16 protein-coding genes and 1 tRNA gene are annotated in these 17,565 nt (G+C 34.7%); 4 read left to right on the forward strand and 13 right to left on the reverse strand.

Going from position 1 to position 17,565, the window contains the following annotated elements:
* Positions 1-58 precede the first annotated feature (58 nt).
* From KMW28_RS02445 to KMW28_RS02460, 4 genes are all read right to left on the reverse strand, one after another.
* A complete protein-coding gene (locus KMW28_RS02445; RefSeq protein WP_169665038.1) occupies positions 59-667 on the reverse strand; it encodes a DUF4254 domain-containing protein in 609 nt (202 codons plus the stop codon).
* A 50-nt stretch (positions 668-717) separates the two neighbouring features.
* Positions 718-1,512 carry a 23S rRNA (guanosine(2251)-2'-O)-methyltransferase RlmB gene (gene rlmB, locus KMW28_RS02450; RefSeq protein ID WP_169665037.1) on the reverse strand — a complete coding sequence of 265 codons (795 nt, stop codon included), beginning with the start codon at positions 1,510-1,512 and terminating at the stop codon, positions 718-720.
* 143 nt (positions 1,513-1,655) lie between these two features.
* Positions 1,656-2,258, reverse strand: a complete 603-nt coding sequence (locus KMW28_RS02455; RefSeq protein WP_169665036.1) for a hypothetical protein — start codon at positions 2,256-2,258, stop codon at positions 1,656-1,658.
* 102 nt (positions 2,259-2,360) lie between these two features.
* The gene (locus KMW28_RS02460; RefSeq protein ID WP_169665035.1) at positions 2,361-3,593 is read right to left on the reverse strand and encodes a M28 family metallopeptidase; all 1,233 of its coding nucleotides are present in this window, start codon (positions 3,591-3,593) and stop codon (positions 2,361-2,363) included.
* Positions 3,594-3,800: 207 nt separating this feature from the next.
* Here KMW28_RS02460 and KMW28_RS02465 point away from each other — a divergent pair, with 207 nt between their 5' ends.
* Positions 3,801-4,940, forward strand: a complete 1,140-nt coding sequence (locus KMW28_RS02465; protein ID WP_169665034.1) for an acyl-CoA dehydrogenase family protein — start codon at positions 3,801-3,803, stop codon at positions 4,938-4,940.
* Between the two features lie 153 nt (positions 4,941-5,093).
* Here KMW28_RS02465 and KMW28_RS02470 read toward each other — a convergent pair whose 3' ends face one another.
* Positions 5,094-5,291 carry a PspC domain-containing protein gene (locus tag KMW28_RS02470; protein WP_169665033.1) on the reverse strand — a complete coding sequence of 66 codons (198 nt, stop codon included), beginning with the start codon at positions 5,289-5,291 and terminating at the stop codon, positions 5,094-5,096.
* A gap of 389 nt (positions 5,292-5,680) precedes the next feature.
* On the opposite strand from KMW28_RS02470, the gene KMW28_RS02475 reads away from it, so the two are divergent.
* Together KMW28_RS02475 and KMW28_RS02480 are read left to right on the forward strand one after the other, a co-directional pair.
* Entirely contained in the window at positions 5,681-6,106 is a 426-nt protein-coding gene (locus KMW28_RS02475) for a hypothetical protein (RefSeq protein ID WP_169665032.1), read from the forward strand.
* A gap of 48 nt (positions 6,107-6,154) precedes the next feature.
* Positions 6,155-6,574, forward strand: coding sequence for a hypothetical protein (locus KMW28_RS02480; RefSeq protein ID WP_169665031.1), 420 nt, complete (start codon positions 6,155-6,157; stop codon positions 6,572-6,574).
* A 188-nt stretch (positions 6,575-6,762) separates the two neighbouring features.
* On the opposite strand, the gene KMW28_RS02485 is transcribed toward KMW28_RS02480, so the two are convergent.
* The 8 genes from KMW28_RS02485 to KMW28_RS02520 form a co-directional block, all read right to left on the reverse strand.
* A complete protein-coding gene (locus KMW28_RS02485; RefSeq protein WP_169665030.1) occupies positions 6,763-7,713 on the reverse strand; it encodes an Rpn family recombination-promoting nuclease/putative transposase in 951 nt (316 codons plus the stop codon).
* Between the two features lie 193 nt (positions 7,714-7,906).
* Positions 7,907-7,991: transfer RNA gene (locus KMW28_RS02490), tRNA-Ser, on the reverse strand.
* Positions 7,992-8,079: 88 nt separating this feature from the next.
* Complete coding sequence (locus tag KMW28_RS02495) at positions 8,080-9,030, reverse strand: YihY/virulence factor BrkB family protein (protein ID WP_169665029.1); 951 nt, start codon at positions 9,028-9,030, stop codon at positions 8,080-8,082.
* Positions 9,031-9,453, reverse strand: coding sequence for an acyl-CoA thioesterase (locus tag KMW28_RS02500; protein WP_066210391.1), 423 nt, complete (start codon positions 9,451-9,453; stop codon positions 9,031-9,033). It lies immediately after the preceding gene.
* 257 nt (positions 9,454-9,710) lie between these two features.
* Positions 9,711-10,877, reverse strand: a complete 1,167-nt coding sequence (gene dnaJ / locus KMW28_RS02505; protein WP_169665028.1) for a molecular chaperone DnaJ — start codon at positions 10,875-10,877, stop codon at positions 9,711-9,713.
* A 14-nt stretch (positions 10,878-10,891) separates the two neighbouring features.
* Positions 10,892-11,494 (reverse strand): nucleotide exchange factor GrpE, encoded by a 603-nt coding sequence (locus tag KMW28_RS02510; RefSeq protein WP_066210387.1) that lies wholly within the window; start codon positions 11,492-11,494, stop codon positions 10,892-10,894.
* 258 nt (positions 11,495-11,752) lie between these two features.
* Positions 11,753-12,943 carry a M20 metallopeptidase family protein gene (locus KMW28_RS02515; RefSeq protein WP_169665027.1) on the reverse strand — a complete coding sequence of 397 codons (1,191 nt, stop codon included), beginning with the start codon at positions 12,941-12,943 and terminating at the stop codon, positions 11,753-11,755.
* A 124-nt stretch (positions 12,944-13,067) separates the two neighbouring features.
* Positions 13,068-14,444 carry an ABC transporter permease gene (locus KMW28_RS02520; RefSeq protein ID WP_169665026.1) on the reverse strand — a complete coding sequence of 459 codons (1,377 nt, stop codon included), beginning with the start codon at positions 14,442-14,444 and terminating at the stop codon, positions 13,068-13,070.
* A gap of 348 nt (positions 14,445-14,792) precedes the next feature.
* Between KMW28_RS02520 and KMW28_RS02525 the strand changes: the two genes are divergently transcribed.
* Positions 14,793-17,423 (forward strand): WG repeat-containing protein, encoded by a 2,631-nt coding sequence (locus tag KMW28_RS02525; RefSeq protein WP_169665025.1) that lies wholly within the window; start codon positions 14,793-14,795, stop codon positions 17,421-17,423.
* Positions 17,424-17,565 lie beyond the last annotated feature (142 nt).

Consider the following 17,565-nt stretch of genomic DNA (forward strand, 5'->3'; position numbering starts at 1 on the left):
GAAAACAACTTTTAAAATAATCCTTATTAGAGGATCTATATCATATGATAAGGGAGGATTATTTACCTTCCTTATAAAGTACAGGGTTTAACGAAGGATCGTTGTACATTTTCATTTGCTTGTACACCTTCATGTATTTTTTACCTGCTGCAATATCATTTACTAATTCTTCGATAGCAGTTGATAAATCAACTCTTTGCTCCAAAAGAATATCCAATTTAGCTTGACAAGCTTCTTTGTGCTCAGGAGTAGCGTTTTCACGGTTTACTTCCTCTTGCATATGATAAATTTTCAAAGCAAGAATAGATAAACGGTCAATAGCCCATGCAGGAGACTCAGTATTGATACTTGCTCCATCTACCGCTGCAACATCTTTATATTTTTCCAAGAACCAACTGTCGATATATTCTACAACATCTGTTCTTTCTTGGTTAGAAGCATCAATACGTCTTTTGATTTTCAACGCTTCATCTGGATTAATTTGAGGGTCACGGATGATGTCCTCTAAGTGCCATTGCACAGTATCGATCCAGTTTTTAAGATATAATAGGTGTTGGATATCTTCCTTATCAAATGGGTTTTCGATAGGAGTATCTACGTGGTCTTTTATATGATAAGTATCGATGCTTTGTGCAAAGATTTTATTACAATTTTCTGTAAACTGCATAGATGCTTTTGTTTGTTATCTATAAATTTTCACAAAGATAGAAAAATGCATTAAGCATTCATCATTCTTTGTCTATTCGCTTCAAAAATGATGATACCGGCTGCAACACCAACATTCAATGAACTCACTTTACCTGTCATTGGAATTTTAGCCAATTTATCAGAGATATGAATTAATTCGCTATTGATACCGTCTTCCTCAGAACCCATAATAATAGCTGTTGGTCCTTCCAAATCGATGTAGTACACATCTTTAGAACCTTTCTCAGTACAAGAAACTAACTGAAGTCCTGCTTCTTGAATCTCAATTACTGTTTGAGTTAAATTGTCAACTCTTGCTACAGGAATATGGTTTAAGGCACCTGCTGATGTTCTTACAGCATCACTACCAATTTGTGCAGAACCTTTCTTAGGGATCACAATTAAATCTACTCCGGCACATTCCGCCGTTCTAGCGATGGCACCAAAGTTTCTAACATCAGTTACTCTGTCTAAAACCAGAACTAAAGGAACTTTACCTTCTTCGTAAGCAGTAGCAATTACATTTTGAGGATCCACATAGTCGATGGCTGGAACGAAACCAATCACCCCTTGGTGGTTCTTAGAAGTAATACGTTGTAATTTTTCTTGAGGAACACGAGAAACCACGATACCTGCTTTGTTGGCCATTTTATGAATTGCCGCCACAGACTCGTTAGATGAATCTCTTTGAATAAATAATTTCTCGAATTGTTTTCCTGCTTCTAAGGCCTCGAAGATCGGCTGAATACCATACATGATATCTTCAGCATTTGTTTTTGGACGTGGTGATCTTCTAAAATGATTCTTTTTATTATTATCGTACATAATATTGTAATGAACTTGGAAATGAACCCAGCACATAACTCTAATTGCACTTGGTTCCACATGCAAAGGTAATGGAAGAATTTAACAACTGATTAGAATAGTTGTAAACTTCTCATAATCATTTTATAAAAGGAGTGTTTTTTTTAGTTTACTTCATCATGTTGCTCACAAACATCGAATTGTGACATATCTTCTCTACCATTTGCAGAAATTTCGTCGTAGTTGCTTTGAATATCTGTTACACGGAATAACTCATCGTAATAGTACTCCCAGATTTCGTTATTTTCTTTATCTAAAGAAGGGACTCCCCAATTGGTAGAAGTCATGATACTGTTTCTATACAGCTTACCGTGATACTCAAGTTTACCATTTCCTCTATGGTGATAACCTAATAGTGCATGACATAATTCATGAGATACTGTAGAAAGCATCGCAGCTTCATCTCCATTCATATATTTCTTCCAATTCTTAGAAGTTTTATTGATGTTGACATTACTAGTCATTGGGTTACCCTTACCATTAATGCCTGAATAAGATGTTGTATGGATGGTGACTTTTTTATTTTTAAAGAAGACATTTCTTTTTGATGCCTCTTGAATATATCGATCGACCATAGGCTTTAATTTTAAAGCGTCTTGATCTTTGTATTCCACATTAACTTCATCAGCGGGAACGTGTTCGTCTAGTAAAACACATGACTGGAGGGAAACAAATAGCAGGAGTATGAATAGTAAGCGATGTTGCATGAGAGATATATAAATTATTGTTCTTATATATCTATTAACTCAAGACCAGCACATTAGATCGCAATTGTTAATACTTGTTCGGTTAATACGTTTTAACACAATTTAAAGGTTGTCGCAAAAGTCAATTATAAGCTGATAAGCCCCTTTAAAGTTACTTAAAGGCAAGGGAGTCCGATCGTTGACATCGTGATAATGAGTCCATGATTTTCCCATTAAATAAAAGAAAAATGAAGGTACTCCTGCTTCGCTGAAGAAATAATGATCAGAGTTAGCTGCTTTTCCTCTAGATTGTATAGAAGACAGATAATTGGCCTCCTTATTTAACGAGTCGAGTAATTGATATTGTTCCGTATATACTTTTCCATTCACGGCCATCATGCCGTCTTCACCAGTGCCAAATAAATCTAGATTCACTAGAAATTTGATTTGATCCAGAGGAATAAGTGGATGTTCGACATAATATTTAGAACCAATTAAACCTACTTCTTCACCACCAAAAGCAATAAAAACAATGGATTTTTCTGGAGGATTTTGTTGGTAATGTTTAGCAATTTCTAAAAGCATTGCCACTCCAGAAGCATTATCATTTGCTCCGGGGAAGTAGGTCTTCTTGCCTATACCACCAAGATGATCATAATGTGCTGTGATGAAGATGTATTCTTCAGGAGATTTTGTTCCGTTAATCACTCCAATTACATTTTGCGACTTGTATTGTGGTTTCATCAACCCCAAAATATCTAAACTTAGTTCTTTATTCTCCTTTTTGATCTTCTCTTTTAGTACAAAAAATCTAGGTTGTGGCATTTGATATTGTGATATCCCAGAGGTTAGTTTTTTATCTACTAACACGATAGTAGCATTGGCTTCCATCATTTTAGGAAAAAGTAAACGACCCCAGCTCATTTTATTTTGCTCATGTTTTTGATCATAGACTAAAACGAGACCAGATAAATCTTTTTTCATAAACTCTTGTTGGGCTTCTTTATCAGAAAATATGTCCTCGTTGAGGAAATGGATTTTTCCTGTTGATTTTCCAGAACCACTGTCAGACGCAGGTATATAATCTTTTCCTAAAACTAGAGATGTGCCATCCACTTTTAAACTGACATTTTGTGGGAAGGTATTTACATCAAAAGAAAAATCTTGATAATAATTTTCATGATTTAAAGCACGAAGACCAAGTTTAGAAAATTGCATTTGAATAAAATGTGCCGCTTTCTGATCTCCATTTTTTACATAACCTCTACCGAACAATTGCTTGCTGCATAAATGCTGAATGTTTTTATTCACCTCATCCATATTTTGCCCATAACCACAGATTGTCGTTATAAACATTATGAATATCAATAAGTTTAATTTAATAGAAGCCATATCACTTAGATTAAAAAAATATGAAAAATACCACCCTATAAATTTAATTTTTAAAATCTTAATTCTTAATTTATTACTACCAAAAACGCAGAAATAATTAAATCATTGAAATAAATAATCAAGAATTAAAGGTCTCTGCCTTGATTTCACTTACTAACTATACCTAAACACATGATTCAAGATATTTTTGAAACACAAAAGATGATCGAAGATTCGGTCAGGAAATTTGGAGAAAAACACATTGCTCCCTTCAGAGAACAATGGGACGACGACGAACACTTCCCTAAAGAATTATTCCATCAAATGGGTGAATTAGGGCTCATGGGAGTGCTAGTTCCAGAAATGTATGGAGGCTCAGGATTAGGCTATCATGCTTATGTTTCTGCTATTGCCGAATTGGCTTACTTCGATCCGGGTATTGCATTGTCCATGGCAGCACACAATTCATTATGTACTAATCACATTTTGATGTTTGGAGACGATGCCCAAAAGCAAATGTGGTTACCTAAATTGGCAACCGGAGAATGGATCGGTGCATGGGGACTCACAGAACCCAACACAGGATCTGATGCTGGTAACATGATGACTGTCGCTGAAGATAAAGGCGATTATTGGTTATTGAATGGAGCCAAAAACTTTATCACTCATGGTAAAAGTGGAGATATTGCTGTGGTGATGGCAAGAACCGGTGATAAAGGTGATAAGCATGCGATGACTGCATTTGTAGTAGAACGAGGTACCGCAGGTTTTGAAGCCGGTCGTAAAGAAAAGAAATTGGGTATGCGTTCTTCAGAAACGACCGAAATGATATTTACCGATTGTAAAGTACCTAAGCAAAATGTACTTGGCAGGGTAGGAGAAGGCTTTGTACAGGCTCTGAAAATTTTGGATGGTGGTAGAATTTCTATTGCTGCATTGGGATATGGCATAGCTAAAGGTGCTTTAAAATGTTCGATTGAATATGCACAAGAAAGAGAACAATTCGGAAAGCCTATTGCTCATTTTCAGGGAATCTCTTTCAAGTTGGCGGATATGGCTACAGAAGTGGAGGCGGCTTATTTATTGATCAAAGAAGCGATTGAAAAGAAAAATCGTGGAGAGGATATCAATAAGGCTTCAGCAATGGCAAAGTACTATGCATCTGAAGTGGCTGTTCGTACTTCAAACGAGGCAGTACAAATTTTTGGAGGATATGGTTTTACCAAAGACTATCCTGTCGAAAAATATTACCGAGATAGTAAACTTTGTACTATTGGAGAAGGAACATCAGAAATACAGAAGTTAGTTATAAGTCGATGTCTTTTTAAATAAGAAAAGTGATTAAATACAAAAAGGTTGTTTTATAATCAAATGGTTTAACGTACTGACGTTGCATTGCAACGTCTTGTTGACCACATTATAAAACAACCTTTTTTATATAATTAGGGTAGAGATTTTTAACTACCCTTTTTTCTATGCAATTCTTTAGAATTCTAATTCATCTTTTGGCATCACTAAGGCAGCGACTACATAAATTAGAATTGGAGATCCGACACCAACTACAGTTGCAATTGCAAATCCTAATCTTGGTAATACAGGGTCGATGTTAAAGTAGTTTGCAATACCACCACATACACCTGCTACGACGGAATTTCTTGTTGATTTTACGAGTTTTCTTGACATGTTATTAAAATTTATTCTAGTAATTTGACACTTATGTAAATATACGTGAATTTGACTGAAAAGGATGCATTTTTATAGCTTATCTTACTAAGAATTCAATAGTTTTTACTTTCATATGGTTAACATCAAATACATTAATTTTTAGGATTTAAAGAGGGTGGTTTTGCTTTTCAAACGGAATAATCAAATATGCTTAATATTCTTTAAAAATTAACTATTAACACTGTATACTTAGCAATGATTGTTAAGATTATTGGGAGATGTTTTTATAGCATGATATTTTTATATCAATATAAATTCCAAAAGGGTAATCTATTCAATACAACTATTCAATATGTTCATCATATTTTTTGGAATTTAAAAACTAAAATTGATCTAAAATAAAGTAAATGAGAAAGTTCGGCCGTCAATCGAATATTAAAAAACAGCCAATTCCAAAAGTATATTATGTGGGTTTTGCTTTTATAACGATAGTGTTCATTTATGCTTCAGTCAAAAAATATTTCATTTCAAAAGAAATAAATGAGTGTGGAATTATCACTAAAGCTAAAGTGAGTAATTACAGGGTGAGAAAAACGAAAGTAGCCTATTATTATAATTACCAAGATGAGTCGCTTACTAATTATTCAGGGAAAGAGACAAGATTAAAAAAGATACCAAATCTTGAAAAAGGAGGACACATTTACATAGTTTATCCATGTTCTGATCCATCAAAAAGTACTTTCCTTGAAATTGATAATTCATTCAGATTAGCATCAGATTCTCTATTGGTAAGAGCGTATGCTAAAGAGCATAATTTGAGGATGCTTGAGTAAATGAAGTTGGAGATACAAACTAGTTAGCTAAAGGATTTAATAATTAAAATGAGTAAAAAAAAGAGAAAAAAGAAGGAAGCACCTGATTTTAGTGAAACGTATACTTTAGCAGGTATTATTGTAATCTTAGTTACAGGAGTATTAATACACGAACATTACAAATTAAAGGCAGTAGAAGAATGCGGTGTAATAACAATTGCTCATGTGAAAAAAAAAGGATACAATAAGGGGGTCAAATATTATTATTACTATTATGATCATAATAATAATAAACATGAATCTAGTAAGCGTGGTTGTTCTAAAGAAAAAACCAAACCTAAAGTCGGTGGAAAAATATATATCATGTATCCATGTAATGATCCTTCTTGGAGTGCATTTGTACCTATAGGAAAGAAATGCAGCTTAGCATCAGATTCTCTGTTGGTAAGAGCGTATGCTAAAGAGCATAATTTACACTTACTTGAATAATCTTTATTCAATCAATTTAGATATAATAATAAGTATAGAAGGGTTGGTAAAGAAAAACACAAGACCATCACATTATTAATTGATTTATTATGATGGGGATACTGAGCCAATTGGAGGATCTATCTTCAGTTGAGAAAAGAAATCACCCCATATAATTTCAGTATCGAGTATCCACAAAGAGTAAGACATTATTGAATATTTTTTACCTCTTCAACAGTCAATCCTGTAGTCTCAGCTATTTGTTCAATCGTAAGATTGAGTTTAAGTAGGTTTTTAGCTGTCTCGATAGCCTTTCTTTTTTCACCAATTTCGATACCTTCTTCTTTTCCAATCTCAATCCCCTCTTCTTTTCCAATTTCAATCCCTTCTTCTCTTCCGATTTCAATCCCCTCTTCTCTACCTATTTCGATCCCCTCTTCTTTGGCAGTATCTAAAGAGTTATGCAAATCGCGATAGTATTTTAAAGAATCTTCATAGTTTAAAAGTTCAGATCTAGTCATTTTTGCGATAGCGGCTGTTTCAAAGAATGCATCAAAAATTTTACCTTTTAGTTCAGGAGGTCGTTTATCAAGAGAGGCTAAATTTTTAATTACGTAGAGCCATTTATCAAACTTTGTTTCTAATTCAGATAATTTTTTATTGAAATTCGGCATAGCCAAATACGTAAATGTAAGCTTGTCATAGAATATTTTTTGTGTATCTATATCAGTCAGCTTTACATCGTATCGGTATTTGTTTTTTCCTTTATCATCTTCAAAAATAAAATCAAGAATTGCGACAGTATAAACGGCTTTTAATTCATAATTCCACTCGGAACCTTTTTTAGCTTGTTCTTGGATGGGGAAAGTTGAATAATACAATGCCCTGTCTTTAAAGAAATTTTGTTTGGTTTTTTGAAGCTCGACTATAAACTTTTCACCTCTTTCATTTTCGCAGTATAAGTCAAAAATCGCTTTTCTATCGACTTCACCACTACCTAAATGTTCATTCTTAAGATAAGTCATCGACTTAATCTCTCCTTCTTGTTCACGAAGTAGTTCATTTAAGAAGTCCATTAAAATAGCTTTACTTGGTTCTTGTCCAAAAAGACGTTTAAAACCAAAGTCGGTAAAAGGATTGATGTACTTTTCTTGCGTCATTTTTCTTTATTTTATACAAATGTACGAAAATACCCTACATATTTATAAAGTTAAGAATCAGTGCTATAATTCCTACTTTCATTCATTTTAGTATGTTAAAAGCTTTATTTGATAACTAGATTACTAGAATTGAATTTATGAGATATAGCAAAAACAAAAAAGGCTTCAGAAAATTCTGAAGCCTTATTAGTTGCAGAGAGTGAGGGATTCGAACCCCCGGTACCTCGCGGTACAATGGTTTTCAAGACCACCGCATTCGACCACTCTGCCAACTCTCTGTATCTTTTGACGTGTGCAAATATGCACGGTTGATTTTAATTTTCCAAAGACTTAATCCATAAAAAATACAAATAAAATTAAATTATTTTATCTGAATTCTTCTGGAGGATTGGCTTCCGACCATAATTGTGCTTCCTCTATAGTTGTATTGATCTGGAAACCAATAAGTAAGATCATGGCGATGGTGAAAACCCAACCCATCATTCCCATAAAGGCACCCAAGGAACCGTAAAGGATATCGTAAGAATTAAAGGTGTCTAAATATATTCCAAATAGGAGGGAGACCAAAATGGACAAGGTGGTCGCCACAATAGATCCAGGAGTGAAGATCTTTTTCTTCAGCTGATCACTTGGAGCGTACCTAAAAATCATCACAATATTGAAGAAGAACATCAATACCACAATAAGGAATCGAAGGATTAGTAAACTATAAATAGTAAACTGGTTATTGAGGAAACCGTGTTCATGTAAATATTCTAAGGAATGCTTTCCCCAAATAAGCAGTAATGAGGAAGCACATAAAGTAAGCAGAAATAAGAGAGTAAGGTTTAAAGCCGTCATAAACTGCATCGGATAGCTTCTCTTATCTTCTAGATGATAACAACTATTGAAAGCATTCATAAGTGTTCTCATACCCGTAGTAGCCACATATGTTGCACCAATAAAACCAAACGATAGAAATCCACCTCTCGACCTGCCCTTTAAATCTTGTATTGGTCCTTCAATGGCCTGATACACGTAATGAGGCAAAATCTCTTCTCTAAAAATCTGAAGAATGCTATCGAATTGATCGAATGGTATATATGAAATTAGGGTGTAGAAGAAAATGATAAATGGAAGCATGGCCAAACTAAAGCTAAAACCAATGGCTTGTCCCCTTTGCAATAAATCATTTTGATCTACTCTATGAATCAAAGCTTTACCAAAAGTATAAAAAGAGACTTCAGTGTGAGGTACTCTAGAAGAATTTAATTTTTCTTTTAGCTTTTGATAACGATCGTGATTTCGGATCTTATTATGTAATTTATTTTTACTCACTTAAGCTTCTGTTGGTTCAACAAAAAACGGTGCAATGAGCTCCAAAAACTTTTGTGGAGCACGGCACGGTCTGTAAGTATCTTTACTCATAAAGGCTAGTTTTGTCCAACCCGTATGTAACAACTCATTGTCTTGGTTGTATATCTCGTATTCAAATTGAAGTTTTACTTTCGGCAACTCCAATAATTTAGTGCGAATAGTGATTAAATCATCATATTTCGCAGGCTTTATATATTTCGAGAAGTTTTCTAATACAGGGAGCATCACTCCATCTTCCTCCATCTCCTTATAGGTCATGCCTAAAGAACGAATAGATTCCGTTCTTCCGATCTCGAAAAACTTCGCATAATGACCATAATAAACAAATCCCATTTGATCTGTATCTGCATAACAGATCCTTAATTGTGTTTCGTGAGTGAACATCTTTCAGCTTTTATTATCATCCTTTGATGAATGAAAAAATAAATTTCAACAAACAAAGGCTTGTAATCCACAAAGATACAATATTTTGATTGAGAGGCTTAAAAGTACACTTATGATTAACGCTATTTAATGATAAACAACAGTAATAAATATGATTTATAATTCCATTGTCAAAGGGATAGGAATAAAAAAAGCATTACCCAAAAGAAATGAGTAATGCTTATATAGTTATCAGAATATCTGATATTGATTTCTAATTATTGAGCAAAGAAGTCTTTCATTCTTGAGAAGAAGCTCTTACGCTTTTCTTCTTTGTGCTCGTGAGAAGGATTAAAGTTCTTCGATTCTTTTAATTTCTTCAGAAGTTCTTTTTCCTCAGAAGTTAATTTCACTGGAGTAAATACTGATACATGAATCAGTTGATCACCTACTCCATAACCGTTGATATCTCTAATACCTTTACCTCTTAGTCTTAATACTTTACCACTTTGTGTACCAGCATCAATTGGAACTTTAACACTACCGGTTAAAGTAGGAACTTCTACTGTTGTACCAAGAGCTGCATCAGCAAAGCTAAGATGTAATTCGAAATGGATATTTTCTCCATCTCTATGAAGGTGTTCATCTTCGATGGCTTCAATCACAATCAAAAGATCTCCAGCAACTCCGCCACCTTTAGGCATGTTACCTTTTCCTCTCATAGAAAGTTGCATTCCATCATCTACCCCTGGAGGGATATTGATAGATACTTCCTCTTCAGTATATACTCTACCTTCACCTCCACAGCTATCACACTTGTGTTTGATGATTTTTCCTTCACCATTACATGTAGGACAAGTAGAATTAGATACCATTTGACCCAACATGGTGTTGACTACTTTTTGTACCTGACCAGAACCGTGGCAAGTATTACAAGTGGTCATTTCTGTACCGTTTTTCGCACCAGTACCGTTACATGCTTCACAAGAAGTATAGCGCTTAATGCGGACTTTCTTTTCCACACCTTGAGCCATCTCTTGAAGAGTCATTTTAAGCTTGATTCTTAAGTTAGACCCTTTACGTTGACGTCTTCCGCCACCGCCGCCGCCGAAGAAGTCGCCGAATGGGCTTCCTCCACCACCGCCGAAGATATCACCGAAGTGGCTAAATATGTCTTCCATATTCATACCACCTCCACCGCCGCCGAATCCGCCAGATCCGTCGAAAGCTTGGTGACCAAAGCGATCGTATTGTGCTCTTTTTTGGTCGTCACTTAAAATCTCGTAAGCCTCTGCAGCTTCTTTGAATTTTTCTTCTGCTTCAGTATCCCCAGGGTTTTTATCTGGGTGATATTTAATGGCTACTTTACGGTAAGCCTTTTTAATTTCTCCTCCTGAAGCATCTTTAGAAACGCCGAGTACTTCGTAAAAATCTCTTTTAGACATCGTTGTGTGTTTTCTTATTGTCCTACAACTACTTTCGCGTAGCGGATCACTTTATCGTTTAGGATGTAGCCATTTTCTACCACATCAACGATTTTATCTTTAAATTCTTCTGTTGGTGCTGGAATTTGAGTGATTGCATCATGGTAGTCAGTATTCAACTCTTTACCAGTAGCATCTTCCATTTGCTTTAATCCTTGACCTTCTAGTGTTTTCAACATTTTATCTTTGATCATCACTACACCATCAAGTACTTGTTTTACTTCCTCATTATCTGATTTTGTATTGGCAATTGCTCTTTCGAAATCATCAATAGTAGGAATAATAGCGTTCATCACTTTCTCACTACCCGTTTTTTGCAACGTTAATTTCTCTTGAGAAGTACGTCTACGGAAGTTGTCGAACTCAGAGTAAAGACGAAGATATTTGTCTTTCATTTCTGCTAGTTCTTGTGATAATTTGTCTACCTCAGAAAGTTCTTCAGAAGCTTCCTCAGCTGCTTCTTCTTTAGTTTCTTCAGTTGTATTTTCAGAAGCAGTATCCTCAGTAGTTTCTTGAGACTCCTCAGTTACTTGCTCTTCTTTATTTTCAATATTGTCTTGTTCTTTATTTTCTGCCATTTTCGTAATTATTTCTTGGTTGAAATACACAATCCGTTTTTATCAACAATATTGCCAACTAACATTCTGGGTCATTTTGTCGGCATTTTACTGACAAAGGTGAGATTCTAAGGAGTTATCTTTTTCGAATTGTAAAATTCAACTGAAAAATTGTCATAAAAAAATACCTTGATGAAGTTTAACAACGTCAAGGTATTATCTGATTATTTATTGTTGAATCCTTTCGTAGGGACGTTGCACTGCAACGTCCGTACACTATTATGCATTCAATTCTGATAACGCCAACCAAGCCATCAAACCAACACCAATTTGCAAGGCATCTTCGTCGATATCAAAAGTTGGAGTATGTACAGAAGAAACAATGCCTTTTTCCTCGTTTCTAGTACCCAAACGGTAGAAACAAGCATCCATTTCTTGAGAGTAGTAAGAGAAGTCTTCAGCAGCTAACCAAATGTCTAGATCAACTACATTTTCTTCACCTAAATACTCGATGGCAGCGGCTTTATTACGTCTAGTTAATTCGGGTTCGTTCACCAAGAAAGGATATCCTTTTTGGATGTCCATTTCTACAGAACCGCCCATACCTTCTGCTATGCCTTCAGCAATTTTAGTAATTCTTTCGTGTGCTTCCATTCTCCATTCTTCGTTCATGGTACGGAAAGTACCTTGCACTTTTACTTCGTTAGGAATCACGTTGGTAGCACCAATTGCTCTTACATCTCCAAAAGATAAAACTGATGGGATTTTTGGAGCAGCGTATCTACTCACAATCTGTTGTAATGCCACAATAATATGCGATGTGATTACCACAGGATCTATATTTTTTTCTGGCATTGCACCGTGTCCACCTTTACCTTTTACGGTAAAGTAGATCTCGTCGGCACTGGCCATATACATTCCTTCTCTAAAACCTACTTTACCACAATCGATAAATGGCATAACGTGTTGACCAATAATCTTTGTAGGTTCTGGGTTTTGTAAAGCACCATCTTTGATCATCAAAGAAGCACCTCCAGGTAGTTTTTCTTCACCCGGTTGGAATATCAATTTAATAGTTCCCTCGAACTGATCTTTGATGGAGTTAAGAATTCTTGCAGCACCTAATAATGATGTTGTATGTACATCATGACCACAAGCGTGCATTACTCCTTCATTTTTCGATTTGTAAGGAACATCGTTGGCTTCAGTAATTGGAAGTGCATCCATATCACCTCTTAAGGCAATCACTTTTTTGTCTGGATTCTTTCCTTTGATCAAACCAACTACACCAGTTTTAGCCACACCTTCTTGTACTTCAATGCCATAACTTTTTAGTTTTTCCACCACAAATTTAGCGGTCTCAAATTCTTGATAAGAAAGTTCTGGATTGGCGTGAAGATGATGTCTGTTGGCTACAATCTCTTCTAAGTTTTCTTGAACTAATGCTTTTATTTGATCTTTTAGACTCATGTCAAACGATGTGGTATATTGATAAATCCTTAATTAATGTAAATGGTAATTAGGGAATTGATATAAATTTTGATACAAATTTAATGAATTAATAATAACGGAGTGTTAATTCAAGTTTGTTATTCTATCTCCTTGTATTTTTTGCAGCATTTCTCGCCGGAATTACCGAGGCGAGTAATGTAATTGTAGTGACGGTGATACAGATGATAAGAAAATCTTGCCATCTCGTTTCTACGGGATAAGCATCAAGAATACCGTTGTTGGCACCGGTGCTAATCCATTTAAATTTCTCTTGAATAAAGCAGAATGTGTAACCTGAAATCAACCCAAAAATAGCTCCTGATACCGCCACTAAGCTACCTTCAAAAACAAAGATTTTACGGATCATTCCATTCGTCGCTCCCATAGACTTTAAGACATTCATATCGTCATTCTTTTCTATAGAAAGCATTGCTAACGCAAAGAATACGTTAAATGAGGCAATACCTAGAATAAGGGCAAAAGTCCCATACGTAAAGAACTTTTCAATTTTTAATGCTCTTAAAACTTGTGACTGTTGTTCCGGTCGAGTTTTAATGGTGAATTTATCACCAATTCTGTCAATTAGTAATTTCTTTACGTGGTGGGCATTGTACCCGTCCGCTACTTTTATTTCTAGCCCTGTTCTTAAATTTCCATAGTTCAATAATGAGTTAGCAAATTTAATAGGAACGATCACAGTAGATTGATCAAACTGAGGTTCGGCCACAAAGACACCTCCAGCTTGTATGATTTTTTTATTGAATGCTTTGGCAGGGTCTAAAGAAGATTTTCCTTTTCTTTTCGGATACCAGAATTGGAGGGGATACATACTGTCTCTAAGCCTCAACCCGAGTTCTTGATATACTCCCGAACCGACCAATGCGTATTGATTGTCGTTATTAAAAAGAGTATTGGTGCCTAATACAACAGTAGTATCAATTTGTGTTTGAATTGCAAAATTATCGCTTACACCTTTCATGTTGACGACTTTCTGCTTGTTGTTGTATAAAATTAGGACTTTATCTTCAATCACTTCAGTAATTGCTTCTACTCCCTCAATTTCTTCAATTTTATTTCTTAATGTCCACTCGTAAGGAAAAGATTTACCAACAGTGGCTTCAATTTTTAGTTCGGGATTGTGTCGATTAAACATTCCTGTCAGCGTTCTTTCCATACCGTTAAATAGGGAAAGCACAATCACCAAAGCGGCAGTACCGAAGCCAACACCTACCATAGCAATGTTAGATAAGGTCTGAATAAAGTTTTGACGAATAAACAGTTCCGCCATACCTTTATAGGTTTTACGAATTCTTTTTGGAGAGAAAGTAAACAAGACACCAATAGCCTTCCCAAGAAAGATCACAAGCCCAAAAGACATTTGCAACACTAAAGTCAACAACATCAAAGGTATATTCTTGATGTTTCTTTGTGAAAGGAAATACCTTTTAGATATAAAAAATGGAAGTCTAAACTTTGACATCAACACAATTAATTTCCACTTCCTGTATTTTAGGAAGTTTTAGAGTTCAAATTACCACAAAGTTAAGCTAAGAGATGAAATCTCAACACAATTATTGAATTACTTCTATTAAACTTTTTAAAAAACTAGACTTTACCTATAAGATGAAGGTTATTTTATGCTATATATTTTATCAGATAGGAGTGATTTTTAGAAATTAAAGATATTACGTTTTACTTTTGCGAATGAAAACGAGGGGAGAAATGATCATTGTAGAACGGTTATCCTGATCATGTTAGTCATCTGATTTAGATATATTCAGATGAAAAACAAGTAACCGACAACAATTGAAATAGATTGTATTTCACTATGCATAAAAAAATACTTACAATATTATTAATTTTTCTTTCAGGACAATTGTTCGCTCAAAATGCTAGAAGCTTTTGGAAGTTGTCTAATAAAGGAGAATACGAGAAAATCTATAAAAAGCTTATCAAAGAAAATGGGGAGTTGGACGAAAGTGCCTCTTTAAATTATGTTTGGGGACTTTATTATATTCAAAATAAAGAGGTCTATAATTTAGATACTGCTTATAAATTCCTACAAACGGCAGATACTTTATGGAGAAATGCGAACGACGATTTAAAAGAAGAGTTCATCAAACAATATGTGAATAACGACTCTATTAAAACATGGATTACCTATGTCGAAGCTACTGCCTATAAGCAAGCGAATAGCCAAAATACGGAAGAAGCGTTTGTAACCTATGTTCAGAAATATCCTCATTCTTTAATCTTGCCTCAAGCTATTCATAAAAGAGATAGTCTGGGATTTGAAAATGCTAAAAGAACGCATACTTACGAGTCGTATGAACTGTTTTTAAGAAGTTACCCTGATGCCAAGCAAGCTGCTGTTGCTTTGGAACGATACGAAAAGCTAGTTTTCCAGCACAAGACCAAAGATGCCAACGAGAAATCTTTACGCTTGTTCTTGATGGAACATCCAAACTCTCCTTATAAAGAGGAGGTAGAAAGGGATTTGTATTGGATACTCACTAAAAATAAATCAAAAGTAGCTTACGAGTATTTTATCCGTGATTTTCCCTCATCTAAACTGGCAAGTTCAGCTATTTTTCAATTGTTTTTGATGTCTGATGATAAGAAATCAGTACTTGAGACTTATGCAGATTGGGGACAAAATGATTACTACAGCAAGCTTTTACAAGATAAAGACTATACTAAAATCCCCGTAGCGATTGATAGTAATGTTGGATTTATCAATACCTATGGTGCTCTAAAAATTTCTGCAAAATACAAAGAAGCTGATGCGACTTATAATTGTCATGGTACCAATGAATTATTTCTGTTGTTATCAGATTCTACAGGAAAAAGAGGACTTATTGACCGCTTTGAGAAGGTGATGATCCCTTTTCAATACGATCAAGTAGAATTTATTTCAAAAGGAATTTATACGGTGACATCAAATAACAAGGTAGGACTTTACTGTTTAGGAGAAGGCGAGTGGGTGCCACCTACTTACGATCAGATTATTCAGTTAAGCAGAAGATTGTATGGTGTTCGTATAAAAAATAGATGGGGTATAATATCTTCAGACGGTACACTTAAATTTCCAATAGAAGCAGGTCAGCTGATCCAATTATCAGAAAATAGAATGTTGGTAATGGAGAAGGGCCGTTGGGCAATGTACAGTGAAGACGATGTGTTTGAAGGGAAAATAAAGAGTACATCAGAAGATTTTGTCTATAATAGTTATAAGATTATAGACGATTCTTGGTTTCTCTTAAAACAATATCAAAAGTGGAGTTTATATACGCCTAACGGAGAAAAGTATTCTGATGCTTACGATGAAGTTAAAGATGTGAAAAAACACAACTTTTGGTGGGTAAGAAACGATAGTATATATGCAATGTTAAATTATCAGAATCAAATAGTGGTTGATAGTTTAAATTACCCATATGAATATGAAAAAGGTTTTATTTCTAAGGATAGTGCCGAATGGAAATCGTACAATTGGGTAGGAGATAGCTTGTTTAGAACCACTGCTGATACCATGTATTTCAATGGAAATACTGCAGATATTGTTTACGAGGTAAATAAGGAGACTTTTGTTCGATTTACTACTGGAACTGTTTGTGCTCTCGATAAATACAATGAGTGGAATGTGACTTATGTTCCACAAGATTCGGTTGAAGTTCCATTTATTGTGGCAAAATCTAAGAAAAATGGAAAATACGCATTGCTTAATGAAAAAGGACATCAGGTGATGACTCCGCAGTTTTCTTCGATGAGGATTGTAGAAAATGCAGTGGTAGCCAAATATGGCAACTTGATGTATCTCTATAATTTAGAAGGAAAAAGAATACTCAGTCAAGGTTTCGATGCAATTGAAGGTGATGGAAATGAGCTGAGTTTACGACTTAAAAAGAAGTTTGGATATTATAATACTCGAAACCAACATCAAATAGCACCTATGTTTGATGAGGCCATTGTCGCGACTACTTTAAGAAAGAAAGGGGTGGCTTTATGGCTAGGTCAAAAAGGAGGAAAGAAAGGACTGTTTGATATCAACAATGTAAAAAAAGCTTCTTTCTATTATGATGATATGCAGTTGCTACAATTAGATTCCTCAAAAGTATTTGTATTAGAGGATGAACAGTGGAAGTTGTTGGATGTATCGAAAAATGATATTCAGATGACTTGCGAGAAATATCAGATTATAGAAAAGGATAAAGATTCTTTTTGGTTGAAATATAAAAAAGGAGATAAATACGGGGCGTATCACTCTTTATATGGTGATATCATTTATCCGGAGTTTGAGGAGATAGATAATATAGGTACGTTAAAAGCACCAATATTTAAGGTTCAGCAATACATTAATCAAGCTCGCTTACATATTGTCATGTACATTAACACTAAAGGAGAGGTGATTTTTACCTCAATGTTGAACGAAGAGGGATATAATAAAATTAAGTGTCAATAAAGTGATATTAGAGATATGTAAACAAGATGCTGATAAAATGTGAAATAATTTAAAATGTAAGATAGGGTCTTATTAATTTCTCAAAAAAATATGTTAATAGTCAGTAAATTTATAAGCAAAAAAAAATATGCTGAATTTTATC

The sequence above is a fragment of the Flammeovirga yaeyamensis genome, assembly GCF_018736045.1.
Lineage (GTDB): Bacteria > Bacteroidota > Bacteroidia > Cytophagales > Flammeovirgaceae > Flammeovirga > Flammeovirga yaeyamensis.

Excerpts from the sequence above, each read along its gene's own strand:
- dnaJ (WP_169665028.1), bottom strand. The coding sequence starts at position 10,877 with ATGTCTAAAAGAGATTTTTACGAAGTACTCGGCGTTTCTAAAGATGCT.
- KMW28_RS02500 (WP_066210391.1), bottom strand. The coding sequence starts at position 9,453 with ATGTTCACTCACGAAACACAATTAAGGATCTGTTATGCAGATACAGAT.
- KMW28_RS02525 (WP_169665025.1), top strand. The coding sequence starts at position 14,793 with ATGCATAAAAAAATACTTACAATATTATTAATTTTTCTTTCAGGACAA.
- KMW28_RS02455 (WP_169665036.1), bottom strand. The coding sequence starts at position 2,258 with ATGCAACATCGCTTACTATTCATACTCCTGCTATTTGTTTCCCTCCAG.
- KMW28_RS02480 (WP_169665031.1), top strand. The coding sequence starts at position 6,155 with ATGAGTAAAAAAAAGAGAAAAAAGAAGGAAGCACCTGATTTTAGTGAA.
- KMW28_RS02520 (WP_169665026.1), bottom strand. The coding sequence starts at position 14,444 with ATGTCAAAGTTTAGACTTCCATTTTTTATATCTAAAAGGTATTTCCTT.
- KMW28_RS02510 (WP_066210387.1), bottom strand. The coding sequence starts at position 11,494 with ATGGCAGAAAATAAAGAACAAGACAATATTGAAAATAAAGAAGAGCAA.
- KMW28_RS02465 (WP_169665034.1), top strand. The coding sequence starts at position 3,801 with ATGATTCAAGATATTTTTGAAACACAAAAGATGATCGAAGATTCGGTC.
- KMW28_RS02445 (WP_169665038.1), bottom strand. The coding sequence starts at position 667 with ATGCAGTTTACAGAAAATTGTAATAAAATCTTTGCACAAAGCATCGAT.
- KMW28_RS02470 (WP_169665033.1), bottom strand. The coding sequence starts at position 5,291 with ATGTCAAGAAAACTCGTAAAATCAACAAGAAATTCCGTCGTAGCAGGT.
- KMW28_RS02460 (WP_169665035.1), bottom strand. The coding sequence starts at position 3,593 with ATGTTTATAACGACAATCTGTGGTTATGGGCAAAATATGGATGAGGTG.
- KMW28_RS02485 (WP_169665030.1), bottom strand. The coding sequence starts at position 7,713 with ATGACGCAAGAAAAGTACATCAATCCTTTTACCGACTTTGGTTTTAAA.
- KMW28_RS02515 (WP_169665027.1), bottom strand. The coding sequence starts at position 12,943 with ATGAGTCTAAAAGATCAAATAAAAGCATTAGTTCAAGAAAACTTAGAA.
- KMW28_RS02475 (WP_169665032.1), top strand. The coding sequence starts at position 5,681 with ATGAGAAAGTTCGGCCGTCAATCGAATATTAAAAAACAGCCAATTCCA.
- rlmB (WP_169665037.1), bottom strand. The coding sequence starts at position 1,512 with ATGTACGATAATAATAAAAAGAATCATTTTAGAAGATCACCACGTCCA.